This window comes from Paenarthrobacter sp. (assembly GCF_031180005.1).
Lineage (GTDB): Bacteria > Actinomycetota > Actinomycetes > Actinomycetales > Micrococcaceae > Arthrobacter.
In genome coordinates this window covers 1-13,206 of sequence record NZ_JAPSHI010000046.1, presented here as the reverse complement: position 1 = coordinate 13,206, position 13,206 = coordinate 1, and the positions used below count along the sequence as shown (strand labels likewise).

Below are 13,206 nucleotides of genomic sequence, written 5' to 3'. Positions count from 1 at the left end.
TACGGTCGTCCTTGACATGGCCGCGGAATGTCCGCGTGGGAGCGAATTCGCCGAGCTTGTGCCCGACCATCGACTCAGTGACAAACACCGGAATGTGCTTGCGTCCGTCGTGCACGGCGATCGTGTGGCCGAGCATGTCGGGGACGATCATCGAGCGGCGGGACCAGGTCTTGATGACGTTCTTGGTGCCCTTTTCGTTTTCCCTGGCTACCTTTACAAAGAGGTGCTGGTCAACGAAAGGACCTTTTTTCAGGCTGCGTGGCATGTGTCCAGGCTCCTATCGCTTGTTCTTGCCAGTACGACGGCGACGAACAATAAGCTTGTCGCTCTCTTTGTTGGGGCGGCGGGTACGGCCTTCAGGCTTACCGTTCGGGTTGACCGGGTGACGTCCACCGGAGGTCTTACCTTCACCACCACCGTGCGGGTGGTCAACCGGGTTCATGGCTACACCACGGACGGTCGGGCGGACGCCCTTCCATCGCATACGGCCGGCCTTGCCCCAGTTGATGTTCGACTGCTCAGCGTTGCCCACTTCACCGACGGTTGCGCGGCAGCGCACATCGACGTTGCGGATTTCGCCGGAGGGCAGACGCAGCTGGGCGAAACGGCCTTCCTTGGCGACGAGCTGTACAGAAGCGCCAGCGGAGCGTGCCATCTTGGCGCCGCCACCCGGACGCAGTTCAACTGCGTGGATAACGGTACCCACCGGGATGTTGCGCAGGGGCAGGTTGTTGCCAGGCTTGATGTCAGCGTTGGCACCTGCCTCTACGAAGTCGCCCTGGGACAGCTTGTTCGGCGCGATGATGTAACGCTTGGTGCCATCAACGTAGTGCAGGAGGGCGATGCGAGCCGTGCGGTTCGGATCGTACTCGATTTCGGCAACGCGGGCGTTGACGCCGTCCTTGTCGTGGCGACGGAAGTCGATCAGACGGTACTGGCGCTTGTGTCCACCACCCTTGTGACGGGTCGTGATCTTACCGGAGTTGTTACGGCCACCCTTTTTGGGCAACGGACGTACCAACGACTTTTCCGGCGTCGACCGCGTGATTTCAGTGAAGTCCGCTACGCTCGAGCCGCGACGGCCCGGGGTAGTCGGCTTATATTTACGGATTCCCATAATTCATTTCCTCGTTAAAGTGGTCTCCGCTACGCGAGCGGACCGCCGAAGATGTCGATAGTGCCTTCTTTAAGGGTGACAATCGCACGCTTGGTGTTCTTGCGGGTACCCCATCCGAATTTGGTCCGCTTGCGCTTACCGGCACGGTTGATGGTGTTGATCGATTCGACCTTGACGGAGAAGATCTTCTCCACGGCCAGCTTGATCTCGGTCTTGTTCGAGCGGGGGTCCACCAGGAAGGTGTACTTGCCCTCATCGATCAGGCCGTAGCTTTTTTCCGACACGACAGGTGCAAGCACGACGTCGCGGGGGTCTTTGATGGTGGCTGCACTCACTTGGCATCCTCCTCGTTCTTTGCAGCCTTGTCAGCAACGAATGCTTCGTAGGCAGCCTTGGTGAAGACTACGTCGTCAGAAACGAGAACGTCATAGGTGTTCAGCTGGTCTGCGTACAGAACGTGAACTTCCTCGAGGTTGCGCACGGAGAGTGCTGCAACATCGTTGGCGCGCTCAATGACAACGAGCAGGTTCTTGCGCTCGGAAACGCCGCGCAGTGTTGCCAGTGCTTCTTTGGCGGACGGCTTGGTGCCGGCAACCAGTTCAGCAACAACGTGGATGCGTCCGTTGCGGGCGCGGTCAGACAACGCGCCGCGCAGTGCAGCAGCAATCATCTTCTTGGGGGTCCGCTGGCTGTAGTCACGCGGTGTGGGGCCGTGGACAACGCCACCGCCGGTCATGTGAGGAGCACGGATTGAACCCTGACGGGCGCGGCCGGTGCCCTTCTGTTTGAACGGCTTGCGACCGGCACCGGAAACTTCGGCGCGGGTCTTGGTCTTGTGGGTACCCTGGCGAGCAGCAGCGAGTTGTGCAACGACGACCTGGTGCAGCAAGGGCACGTTGGTCTGAACGTCGAAGATCTCTGCAGGCAGGTCAACCTTGACAGTGCTAGTCATTGAACTAGGCTCCCTTCACGGCAGTGCGTACGAGTACGACCTGGCCGCGGGCACCGGGAACGGCGCCCTTGATCAGGAGCAGCGACTTCTCGACGTCAACCGCGTGAACGGTGAGGTTCAGCGTGGTGTGACGAACGGCGCCCATGCGGCCGGCCATTTTCATGCCCTTGAAGACGCGGCTCGGGGTGGATGCGCCACCGATTGAACCGGGCTTACGGTGGTTCTTGTGGGCACCGTGGGAAGCTCCAACGCCGTGGAAGCCGTGACGCTTCATAACACCGGCGAAGCCCTTACCCTTGGTGGTGCCAACGACGTCGATCTTCTGGCCGGCTTCGAAGAGCTCAACTGAAAGCTCCTGGCCCAGCTCGTAAGAGTCAGCATCTGCAGTGCGCAGTTCGACGACGTGACGGCGAGGCGTGACGCCTGCCTTTTCAAAGTGACCAGCCAGCGGCTTGGTGACCTTGCGGGGATCGATCTGGCCGTAGCCGATCTGAACGGCGACGTAGCCATCAGTCTCTGCATTGCGCAGCTGAGTGATGACGTTCGAGTCAGCCTGGACCACAGTTACGGGGATGAGCTTGTTGTTCTCGTCCCAGACCTGGGTCATGCCGAGCTTCGTGCCCAGCAGGCCCTTTACGTTACGGGTTGCGGTCATAGTCTCTCAGCACCTCCCTACAGCTTGATTTCGATGTTCACGTCGGCAGGCAGGTCGAGACGCATAAGCGAGTCGACGGCCTTCGGCGTGGGATCGATGATGTCGATCAGACGCTTGTGAGTACGCATTTCGAAGTGCTCACGGCTGTCCTTGTACTTGTGCGGAGAGCGGATAACACAGTAAATGTTCTTCTCCGTCGGAAGCGGCACCGGGCCAACAACCGTTGCGCCTGCGCGCGTGACCGTCTCAACGATCTTCCGTGCTGAAACGTCAATGACCTCGTGATCATATGACTTCAGCCGGATGCGGATTTTTTGTCCCGCCATGTCGCCTGACTCTCTTTCAGTCTGTAGCTTCCCCCGAATTAGGGCTGCCCTGTTTACTTTCGTGTTGCATGTGGCTGCCGAAGCATTTGAAGTCGTGACTACCACCCGCCGCACAAGCTGAATCCGGACGTTTCCGGGTTCCTCAACCTGCCGACGTAACCGACCCCCGCGGTCGGGCGTGTCGCGCTTCTTAGGCGCAGCAGCCCGCAGTTCCATGGGGAGTGGGTTATGTTTGGTCTTCCACTTGGACCCTGACACCCGGCATTATCCGGATCGGGACGCGAAGAAGCGCTTGAACAACTCATCTAGTATGCCGGATTTTATCCACAGAAGCGAATCAGTGAGTATGCAGGCCCGGAAGGACCCCCTCGCTCCTGATTTCGCCAGGCCGGTTATTGCCTTCAGCAACTGCCGATTGGAAGATAAGGGCATGACTGTGCAGGATCCTGTGTCTGTTCAAAGTCTGGCCAGCCGGCTGCGGCCAGGCTTTACGCTGGGCGTGGCCACGGCCTCTTTTCAAATCGAGGGTGCCCTGGCCGCCGACGGAAGGGGCCCGTCCGGCTGGGATGCATTTGCCGAGAAACCTGGCGCCATTCTGGACGGACATTCGCCTGCTGTTGCCTGTGACCACTACAACCGTTCTGCCGAAGATGTAGCGCTGATGCGGGACCTGGGGGTCGATTCTTACCGTTTCTCCCTTTCCTGGCCGCGCATCCAGCCTGGTGGCACCGGGTCTTTCAATAGCCAAGGCCTCGATTTTTACGACCGCCTGATTGACCAACTGCTCGACGCCGGCATATCCCCCATGGCCACCCTTTATCACTGGGACACTCCCCTGCCGTTGGAGCACCAGGGCGGTTGGATGAACCGCAATACTGCGGAGCGGTTCGGCGAGTACAGCGCCGCTGCCGCAGAGCGCTTCGGTGACCGGGTGGCCCAGTGGGTAACCCTCAATGAGCCCGTCTCGGTGACCCTTAATGGCTACGCCCTCGGTGTCCACGCACCCGGCCGGGACCTGCTGTTCAACGCGTTGCCCTCCATCCACCACCAATTGCTTGGCCATGGTCTGGCCGTGCAAGCGCTCAGGGCCGCGGGAGTAAAAGGCGGCATTGGCGTCACCAACCTCCACTCCCCTGTGCGCCCGTCAACCTCCAAGCCGGGCGACAGGCTCGTGGCCAGGGTGTTCGACACACTAATGAACAGGATCTATGCAGATCCCGTCCTGCTGGGGAGGTACCCGAAACTGCCGCTCGTGGCCCGGCCGTGGCTGCGCTCCATGGGAAAAATTTCCGACGCCGATCTCCGCACCATCCATCAGCCTTTGGACTTTTACGGCCTCAACTACTACTACCCCGTTAAAGTCGCCTTGGGCCGCGGCGCAGTCAGCCTGCCAGCAACTGCCGCCGTCGTCGCCCGCATGCCCTTCCACGAGGTGGGCTACCCCGAGTACGGCACAACCGGATTCGGCTGGCCTGTGGCGCCGCAGCACCTCGGCGTCCTGCTGCGGGAACTCAAAGACAGATATGGCACAGCGCTGCCGCCTGTGTTCGTGACGGAGAGCGGTGCGAGTTTCCCTGAACCCGATCATGTGTCGGGCCCGATCGACGACGCCGACAGGATCAGTTACCTCTCAGGCCACCTGGGCCATGCCCTTGACGCTACCGCGCCCGGAGGAATCGCCGAGGACGTGCAACTGCTGGGGTACTACGTTTGGACGCTGCTGGACAACTTCGAGTGGGCCGCCGGCTACTCCCAGCGGTTCGGTCTTGTCCATGTGGATTTTGACACTCTGGAGCGAACCCCCAAGGAGTCCTTCTACTGGCTGCAGGCTCTTAACCGGGCGCGGCGAGCTTCATAGGCGAACCTGCTAACCAGCGCCCGGCGCCGCCTCAAAAAATCGGGCTACTTGTTCTTGTTTGCCCTGTTGATGCGTTTTGCGCGGTCAATCTCTTGGCGGAAGTGGTTTTTCGCCCAAAAAACTCCGGCTACAACAACTACAGCTACCACCAGGAATATCAGCCAACCCATGCCGGCTCCTCTCGTCGGAACCAACACTATCAGGGGCCGCCGACGGGTTCTTTGCCGTTTTGCGCCCGTTCGGGAGGGCTGGACGCGGCGGGCGGCTGAAACCCCTCCGGTGTGCCGGGAGCCGAAACTCCGAAGGCTCCGGACGTGCCCGAAGAATCATCCGCGGCTGGCTTCGTCCGGTTCAGCCGCCACACCGCAAAGATGATGAGGGCGACGGCCATGAGGGCCAGAAGAGCAAAGGTGTACTGACGCATCGCCCACATGAGGCAGAGCGTGACGCCGGCCGCTCCCCACCAGACGAAGAGAGTTTCGTTACGGGCAGCACCGACCAGCAGCAGGATTGCGAGGAGCACCAGCACCCAGAGCTGCTGGCTCTGAGTACCACCAAAGACCATGGCGACACCACTTGCCGACAACAGCGCCGCTCCCGCGCCCAGAATTACACGGGCCGGCATGGTTTGGCCAGCCATGAACCTCAACGCAGCGAGCACTGCGGCCAGAATCACGAACCACTGAGCTGCCCAGAACGGGTCCGGTCCCTGACCTTGTCCGCCATTGAACAGCACTGCACGTTGGATGGAAGCGGTAACTGCGAGGGAGCCAAGTTCCCCTGCCAGCCGCCGGATCCTCCCAGGCGCCTCCAGCCAGCAGGCGAGGGACACGGCGGCAACCAGCGCAGCCGAAGCTCCGGCAGTTGCATTTTCCCCCATCCCAGCTGCTGCTACGAAAGCCAGGCCGGCGATTCCTCCCCCAGCCAATGACCAACGCCGCACGGGGTCGGCTGCGAGCTGCTGGTGGCTGGCCCACCGCCCGAGGTACATGACGAAGGCAGCAAGTCCACACCCTGCCAGCCACGGAAGATAGCTACCCCAGGGGTCCTCTCCGACAGAGACCATGTTGAAGGCAGCCAGGTGAGCACCAACCAGCGCGGCAACCGCGGCCGGCGGGTACAAAGCCCCGACCCGTTCAAGATGGGAAGCCACAAAGCAGACGACGGAAACAACAAGGATGGACATACCGGCAATCCAATCGGAAGCCAACGGCGACACCGCACAAGCCGTGACTGCTGCGGAGCCAGCAGCTGCCAGCCAAAGCCGGTTTTCGATACCGGGATTCGGCCGGTGGCTGTAGGCGACCCCGCTCCGGCTGGTGTTGCCGGAGGCAAGATGCCGTCCTCTGCCGACGATGCCGAAAGCAGCACCCGCAAGCGATAGAGCGAGCAGTACCAAGGCAACGCCGTCGTGGTTCAATACGGCGGCTGCCAGGAAAACGGCCTGCTGGTCCGGCCCTGCCCCTGAGCGAAGCAGCGGCCCGAGAGCAACCACACCGAAAACGGCGGCGTAGACAGTCAGGTATATGGCGCCACTGGCCTTGAAGGAGCGGCTGGCAATGACCGCCGAGGCCAGCAGCAGCAGCAATTCCAGGAGAACCACCCAGCGCAGGCTTCCAGCGTCCTGTCCGGAGGAAAGCCGTCCCAGCAGTATGTCGTGAATCGGCAGCGCTGCCTGAGCAGCCAAGGTGGCCCAAACGGCAGCCTGCTGGTAAGAAATCTCCGCCAGCCGGTACCGCATCAGCCATCGAACCGCATGCTGGGCGGCAAGAACGAGTGCAAGTGACACGGCTACTGCCGAAGCAGAACCTGTGATGTCGTGAATCAGTACGACGACCAATGCAGCTGAAAATACGCGTACACCGAGGACATAGGCGCCTTTGGTCCGGCTTCCTTCGCTCACCATCACCATGGCCGTGCTGTAGACCGTAAGGATTCCCAGGATGAGTTCAACGTCCAAGAGCTTGTCGCTTCCGGCAACCAGCAGAAAGGCGAAAACCAGCGGAGCAAGAGATGCGGCCGCGATATTCGCGCGAAGAACGAACCCCGAGCTTGCAGCACTCACCGCGAGCACAACAGCGCAGAGAGTACCCGGCCAGCCTGTGCCCGAATTGTCCGCTGACGATCCCAGCAGCAGCACGGCAATAGCTTGCAGCCCCAAGACCACAGCTACGTCTGCCACCAAGACCCCATGGCCGGGTGCCCGGCTGGGTGATAAGTGCCAGGACGCCAACGGAAAAACCAGTTGCGCCGCCAGCACAAGGACAGCCACGAGGGACGGAGTAATGTTTTCACCGGCGAAAACCAAGGGCCCTGCCGCATCCGTGATCTGTTCAAAAACAGTCAGGCCCAGCACCGTCAACATGCCGCGGGCCATCCACCAATACGTCCAGCGATGTTGAATGGCGGAAAGCCTAGCGCCAGATGAGGTTAAATAGGCCGCAGTCAGCAGCAGAGCTATGTTTCCCACTGACAAGGAGATCTGGACAAAGGCCAGCGGCACGAGAATCAGGGAAGCCGCCAATGGCATCAGCTCGCCTACCGTGGGGATCCACCGCCCGCGGCTTCCTCCATGTTCCTCGTCTGGCGCTATCAGACGGCCGTTCAACAACAGGAGCCAGCCGACGAGGAGGGCGGCCGCAAGTTGAACGAGGAGTACAGTACCCGTGACGGCCTTGCCCGCGCTGTCATCGAAAGACGGCATCGCGATCACAGCGAGCAACGCGGCAACCAGACTGCCTGCAAGCGTGGGGCCAGGGGCAACTGTGGGGACACCGTCTTTCAGCAATCCTGCGGAGAGCAGTTGCTGCGCCACGAGCGCAAGGATGAAGGCAAGCAGAGCTCCCACGATGCGCTGGGACGACTCCCCCATCAGCTCAAACACCACGAGCGGGACAGCCACCGTACTTGCGACACGGGCGCCGAGCACAAAGTAGCCGCGTCCGGCTCCAGGCCGCGCCGCCCGGGCCAGCCAGAACAGGACTGTGAGGATGAGGAAAATAGCCAACTGCCACTCTCCCAAGAGGGGGCTTACAGATGCGGCAGCCATGATCGTCGCCACCGGCATCCATTCGGCTACTCCGAGCAGCCGGCTCGCCAGTGCCATTCCGATCAGCAGGGCAGCAAACAAGGGAAGCCAGACGGGCAGAGCAGGCGGACTGTAATTTGCTTCGAACCCGGCCCAGATAACCCAGGCCCACGAGCCAACGAGCTGGAGAGCGAATGTGGCTGCGGCATCCCGGTTCCAACGACCGCTGCCCCCTGCGAGCCACTGCGTCAGACGCGGACGGGCAAATCCGACAACCAAAGCCTGGATTGCCAGCAAGGCGGAGATCCCAAGGGCCATGGAGGATGGACGATCCGTCAACTCCCAGACGACGGCCGCACCTGCAATGGTGAGTGCTGCCCGCGCACCATAGAAGTTCAGGAGCCTGAAGCGACCCGGAAGGGCGGCCACCACGGCCAGATACAGGCCGCAGAGAAACATCACCAGAGCGTATTCGGCTTTGGTGAACAGGAGCGGAACCGAGCTGACGGACACAGCTACAGTCGGAACCACCAGCGGATGCAACTGGATCAGGGGCCTTATATACAGCGGGGGAAGCCACCGCGGACGAACCGCAGTCACAAGCGTCAGGAGCACTGCCAGACCGATCATTGCGGTGAAATACCAGACCAAGGCCCCGCCCAAAACGGACACCCCGGACCAGGTGCTGGAGACAACGAAGGTCAGCGACAAGTATGCCAGGACACGGCTCTCCAGCCTGACCGCAGCAAACGAGTAGGCGGCCAGGCCCAGCAACGACGTGGTCAGCCAGGCAATGGGCCCGTCCTGCAGGGCAAAGTTGTACAACGCAAGGCCCACCACAGGGATAAGAGCAAGGCCGGTTCCGGCAAAGGCGACAGCCGCTGGGCGCAGTCTGGGAACCTTTTGGTGCAGCACAAACCCCGCAATGTAGAAGAGGGCCGTGATGCCACATACGCCCACAAACTTCAGAAGCGTCGGGAGATTGGTGCCCAGGAATAAAGCGCCGGCGGCAACAAGGAGGAGGCTCGCAATGTACAGCGTGATGTTGATGTTTTGGCGGTCCCGTTTCTCCTTGCGCACCCGCCGTTCCTCCTCGGATTCCGGGGGAGTCGGCCATGGCTGCTGACGCGGCGCGGGCGGATGTGACAAAGCCGGGTTGGAAGTCGCCGCTGCAGTTACGGGCGAGGGCAGCCCAGGTGTGGGCATCGTCGTCGACGGCTGTGGAACTGGACCAGCCAAGGGCATCCATGGACGGTCCTGCTCGCTCACGAAGCGACTGCCTGCGGGTGGGAAATTGCTGGGATTGATTGATTCGGGGTGAAAGGTGAAGCCATCTTCTGCCAGGTCACGCCGTGCCTGCTCGGATGCCGGCCGCACCTCAGGTGGGCGAGGTGTAGCCGCTGGAGCCGCTGCTTGTGCAATCGCATCCCGCCAGCCTTGGAGATGTCCGGCCTGGAAGCCTGCCTGGAAGGACCAGACTCCTGGGAACTCCGCCCGCTGAGGAAGTTGCCGCGGGGCTTCCACAGCGTTTTTGTTGCCTGCTTTTCGTCCCCACAGGAAGCCAATCAGCAGAAACGCTCCCCCAATCAGGAGGAATTCGATGATCTGGTAAGCCATCGACATGGCGGGACCTTCCTGTGGGCATTCGGGGAGCTAGAGGGACCAGTGCATTGCCCTGCTGCAATAAATCCATTGAATGGATTTACAGTAGCAAAGAAAGGCCCCGCTGCACCAGCAGCGGGGCTTTTCAAAGTTCACGAGAGCCTTATAAGGGCACCCGCTCCACGATCAGCAAGAACTACTTGATGATCTTGGTAACGCGTCCTGAACCAACGGTGCGGCCGCCTTCGCGGATTGCGAAGCCGAGGCCCTCTTCCATGGCGATGGGCTGGATGAGCGCAACGGTCATCTCAGTGTTGTCGCCAGGCATAACCATTTCCGTGCCTTCCGGCAGGGTGATAACGCCGGTTACGTCCGTGGTGCGGAAGTAGAACTGCGGGCGGTAGTTGGAGTAGAACGGGTTGTGACGTCCGCCTTCGTCCTTGGAGAGGATGTAGACGTTAGCCTCGAAGTCGGTGTGCGGGGTGATGGAACCCGGCTTGACGACAACCTGGCCACGCTCTACGTCATCACGCTTCAGACCGCGGAGCAGGAGGCCACAGTTCTCGCCAGCCCATGCTTCGTCGAGCTGCTTGTGGAACATCTCGATACCGGTAACGGTGGTCTTCTGGATCGGGCGGATGCCGACGATCTCGACCTCAGAGTTGATTGCCAGGGTGCCACGCTCGGCGCGGCCCGTAACAACCGTTCCACGACCGGTGATCGTGAAGACGTCTTCGATCGGCATCAGGAACGGCTTGTCACGGTCACGTACGGGGTCCGGAACGGACTCGTCGACAGCTTCCATGAGGTCCTCGACGGACTTGACCCAAACGGGGTCGCCTTCGAGAGCCTTCAGGCCGGAAACGCGGACTACGGGAGCGTCGTCGCCATCGAAGCCCTGTGCGCTGAGCAGCTCACGAACTTCCATTTCAACGAGGTCCAGCAGCTCTTCGTCGTCAACCATGTCCGACTTGTTCAGCGCGACCAGCAGGTAGGGAACGCCAACCTGGCGGGCAAGCAGAACGTGCTCGCGGGTCTGAGCCATCGGGCCGTCAGTGGCGGCAACCACGAGGATTGCACCGTCCATCTGTGCAGCACCGGTGATCATGTTCTTGATGTAGTCAGCGTGACCCGGAGCGTCTACGTGTGCGTAGTGGCGCTTCTCGGTCTGGTACTCAACGTGGGAGATGTTGATGGTAATGCCGCGCTGACGCTCTTCGGGAGCAGAGTCAATAGACGCGAAGTCGCGCTGCTCGTTGAGAGTCGGGTACTTGTCGTACAGCACCTTGGAAATGGCGGCCGTCAACGTCGTCTTACCGTGGTCAACGTGACCAATGGTACCGATGTTAACGTGCGGCTTAGTCCGCTCGAACTTTGCCTTTGCCACAGGTTCCTCCTAGAACGTTTTCAAATGACTTACCCTTCAACCGCGCTTGTCGCGGCAGAAACTCAAGTAAGTCTACTTGGGGGGCTTTGGATTGGTGAAATTGCAGATTCAGGAACTAATACTAGTCCCTAGAGCCTGTTCGCGCAGATGGCCGGGCCCGGCTTGACCGGGCTGCATCTAACCGGGCCACGGCCACCTGCACCAGGCGAATTTCCGGAGATCGGAAACGCACCCGAGTTTTGTCGCTGGAACAGTCGCCAGGACTATTCGCCGCGGGTCTTCTGGATGATCTCGTCGGCAACTGCCTTCGGGACCTCGGCGTAGCTGTTGAACGTCATGGAGTAAACAGCGCGGCCTTGGGTCTTCGAACGCAGGTCACCGATGTAGCCGAACATGCCGGACAGCGGAACGTGTGCACGAATAACCTTGACGCCCTGGGCATCTTCCATGGACTGCATCTGCCCACGGCGGGAGTTGAGGTCACCGATGACTTCACCCATGTATTCCTCAGGGGTGCGGACCTCGACATCCATCAGCGGTTCAAGCAGAACAGGGTTCGCCTTACGTGCGGCTTCCTTGAAAGCCATACGTCCGGCGATCTTGAACGCCATTTCCGAGGAGTCAACATCGTGGTATGCGCCATCAATCAGCGTGGCCTTGATGCCGACGACCGGGTAACCGGCCAGGACGCCGTCGTTCAGTGCATCCTGGATACCGGCGTCAACCGACGGAATGTACTCGCGGGGAACACGGCCACCGGTGACCTTGTTCTCGAACTCGTACATTTCGCCTTCGGACGTGTCCAGGGGTGCGATCGCAATCTGGATCTTTGCGAACTGGCCGGAACCACCGGTCTGCTTCTTGTGCGTGTAGTCGTGACGCTCAACAGCACGCTTGATGGTTTCGCGGTAAGCAACCTGCGGCTTGCCAACGTTTGCCTCGACCTTGAATTCGCGGCGCATGCGGTCCACCAGGATGTCCAGGTGGAGCTCGCCCATACCGGCGATGATGGTCTGGCCGGTGTCCTCGTTGAGGGAGACCTGGAAGGTCGGATCCTCAGCCGAGAGCTTCTGGATAGCCGTGGAGAGCTTCTCCTGGTCACCCTTGGTGTTCGGCTCGATCGCAACAGAGATCACGGGCTCCGGGAAGCTCATGGACTCAAGGACGATCTGGTTGCTGGAGTCACACAGGGTGTCGCCAGTAGTGGTGTCCTTCAGACCGATCGCTGCGTAGATGTGGCCGGCAGTAGCGCCCTCGACGGGCATCTCCTTGTTGGCGTGCATCTGGAACAGCTTGCCGATGCGCTCCTTCTTACCCTTGGTGGAGTTGACCACCTGGGCACCTGCTTCAACGTGACCGGAGTACACGCGGATGAAGGTGAGCTGACCGAAGAACGGGTGGGCAGCAATCTTGAACGCGAGAGCCGAGAACGGCTCTTCAGAGGAAGGCTTACGAGTAAGCTCCTTCTCCTCGTCGCGGGGATCGTGACCGATCATCGGCGGAACGTCAAGCGGGTTCGGCAGGTAGTCCACAACAGCGTCGAGCATCGGCTGCACGCCGCGGTTCTTGAAGGCTGAACCACAGAACACCGGGTAGATCTCGGAGTTGATGGTCATCTTGCGGATGCCGGCCTTGAGCTCGTCGACGCTGATCTCTTCGCCCTCGAGGTACTTCTCCATGAGCTCTTCGGAGGACTCTGCAACAGCCTCAACGAGGTTTGCGCGGTACTCTTCGGCCTTTTCCTTGAGGTCAGCCGGGATCTCCTGGATCTCGTACTTGGCACCCATGGTGACGTCACCCTTGGAGTCGCCGGGCCAAACCAGTGCACGCATGTACAGCAGGTCTACAACGCCAACGAAGTCGTTCTCGGCGCCGATGGGCAGCTGCATAACGAGCGGCTTGGCACCGAGGCGGCTGATGATGGTGTCGACGGTGAAGTAGAAGTCAGCGCCGAGCTTGTCCATCTTGTTGACGAAGCAGATACGCGGAACGTTGTACTTGTCAGCCTGGCGCCAGACAGTCTCCGACTGCGGCTCCACGCCTTCCTTGCCATCGAACACGGCAACGGCGCCATCGAGGACACGCAAGGAGCGCTCAACCTCAACGGTGAAGTCCACGTGACCGGGGGTGTCGATGATGTTGATCTGGTTGTTTTCCCAGAAGCAGGTCACGGCGGCAGACGTGATGGTGATGCCGCGTTCCTTTTCCTGTTCCATCCAGTCAGTGGTCGAAGCGCCGTCGTGCGTTTCGCCGATCTTGTGGTTCACACCCGTGTAGAACA

At 60.7% G+C, this 13,206-nt stretch carries 11 protein-coding genes; 1 reads left to right on the top strand and 10 read right to left on the bottom strand.

Annotated elements, in window-relative coordinates; all coding sequences use genetic code 11:
• The 6 genes from rpsS to rpsJ all read right to left on the bottom strand — a co-directional run.
• On the bottom strand, positions 1 to 265 hold a 265-nt coding region (rpsS, locus tag RIF72_RS19280; RefSeq protein ID WP_309076404.1), incomplete at its 3' end, for a 30S ribosomal protein S19.
• Between the two features lie 12 nt (positions 266 to 277).
• Positions 278 to 1,117 (bottom strand): 50S ribosomal protein L2, encoded by an 840-nt coding sequence (rplB, locus tag RIF72_RS19275; protein ID WP_247046532.1) that lies wholly within the window; start codon positions 1,115 to 1,117, stop codon positions 278 to 280.
• Between the two features lie 29 nt (positions 1,118 to 1,146).
• Positions 1,147 to 1,452, bottom strand: coding sequence for a 50S ribosomal protein L23 (gene rplW, locus RIF72_RS19270; RefSeq protein ID WP_011692807.1), 306 nt, complete (start codon positions 1,450 to 1,452; stop codon positions 1,147 to 1,149).
• Positions 1,449 to 2,069 (bottom strand): 50S ribosomal protein L4, encoded by a 621-nt coding sequence (gene rplD / locus RIF72_RS19265; protein ID WP_247046533.1) that lies wholly within the window; start codon positions 2,067 to 2,069, stop codon positions 1,449 to 1,451. Before rplD ends, rplW begins: the two co-directional genes overlap by 4 nt.
• A gap of 4 nt (positions 2,070 to 2,073) precedes the next feature.
• Positions 2,074 to 2,724, bottom strand: coding sequence for a 50S ribosomal protein L3 (gene rplC, locus RIF72_RS19260; RefSeq protein WP_003803812.1), 651 nt, complete (start codon positions 2,722 to 2,724; stop codon positions 2,074 to 2,076).
• 17 nt (positions 2,725 to 2,741) lie between these two features.
• Positions 2,742 to 3,050 (bottom strand): 30S ribosomal protein S10, encoded by a 309-nt coding sequence (gene rpsJ, locus RIF72_RS19255; RefSeq protein ID WP_038464699.1) that lies wholly within the window; start codon positions 3,048 to 3,050, stop codon positions 2,742 to 2,744.
• A gap of 430 nt (positions 3,051 to 3,480) precedes the next feature.
• Between rpsJ and RIF72_RS19250 the strand changes: the two genes are divergently transcribed.
• Entirely contained in the window at positions 3,481 to 4,908 is a 1,428-nt protein-coding gene (locus RIF72_RS19250; RefSeq protein WP_309076403.1) for a GH1 family beta-glucosidase, read from the top strand.
• A 44-nt stretch (positions 4,909 to 4,952) separates the two neighbouring features.
• Here the strand turns inward: RIF72_RS19250 and RIF72_RS19245 are convergent, their stop codons facing one another.
• The 4 genes from RIF72_RS19245 to fusA form a co-directional block, all read right to left on the bottom strand.
• A complete protein-coding gene (locus RIF72_RS19245) occupies positions 4,953 to 5,078 on the bottom strand; it encodes a hypothetical protein (RefSeq protein ID WP_309076402.1) in 126 nt (41 codons plus the stop codon).
• Positions 5,079 to 5,107: 29 nt separating this feature from the next.
• The gene (locus tag RIF72_RS19240; protein WP_309076401.1) at positions 5,108 to 9,559 is read right to left on the bottom strand and encodes a hypothetical protein; all 4,452 of its coding nucleotides are present in this window, start codon (positions 9,557 to 9,559) and stop codon (positions 5,108 to 5,110) included.
• A gap of 175 nt (positions 9,560 to 9,734) precedes the next feature.
• Complete coding sequence (gene tuf / locus RIF72_RS19235; RefSeq protein ID WP_247041846.1) at positions 9,735 to 10,925, bottom strand: elongation factor Tu; 1,191 nt, start codon at positions 10,923 to 10,925, stop codon at positions 9,735 to 9,737.
• A 263-nt stretch (positions 10,926 to 11,188) separates the two neighbouring features.
• Positions 11,189 to 13,206: elongation factor G (gene fusA / locus RIF72_RS19230; RefSeq protein WP_309076400.1), on the bottom strand; the 2,018-nt coding region annotated here is incomplete at its 5' end.

What these genes read in the sequence shown, in the direction of transcription:
- rplB (WP_247046532.1), bottom strand. Translation starts at nt 1,117, where the DNA reads ATGGGAATCCGTAAATATAAGCCGACTACCCCGGGCCGTCGCGGCTCG.
- rplD (WP_247046533.1), bottom strand. Translation starts at nt 2,069, where the DNA reads ATGACTAGCACTGTCAAGGTTGACCTGCCTGCAGAGATCTTCGACGTT.
- rplC (WP_003803812.1), bottom strand. Translation starts at nt 2,724, where the DNA reads ATGACCGCAACCCGTAACGTAAAGGGCCTGCTGGGCACGAAGCTCGGC.
- rpsJ (WP_038464699.1), bottom strand. Translation starts at nt 3,050, where the DNA reads ATGGCGGGACAAAAAATCCGCATCCGGCTGAAGTCATATGATCACGAG.
- RIF72_RS19250 (WP_309076403.1), top strand. Translation starts at nt 3,481, where the DNA reads ATGACTGTGCAGGATCCTGTGTCTGTTCAAAGTCTGGCCAGCCGGCTG.
- RIF72_RS19245 (WP_309076402.1), bottom strand. Translation starts at nt 5,078, where the DNA reads ATGGGTTGGCTGATATTCCTGGTGGTAGCTGTAGTTGTTGTAGCCGGA.
- RIF72_RS19240 (WP_309076401.1), bottom strand. Translation starts at nt 9,559, where the DNA reads ATGTCGATGGCTTACCAGATCATCGAATTCCTCCTGATTGGGGGAGCG.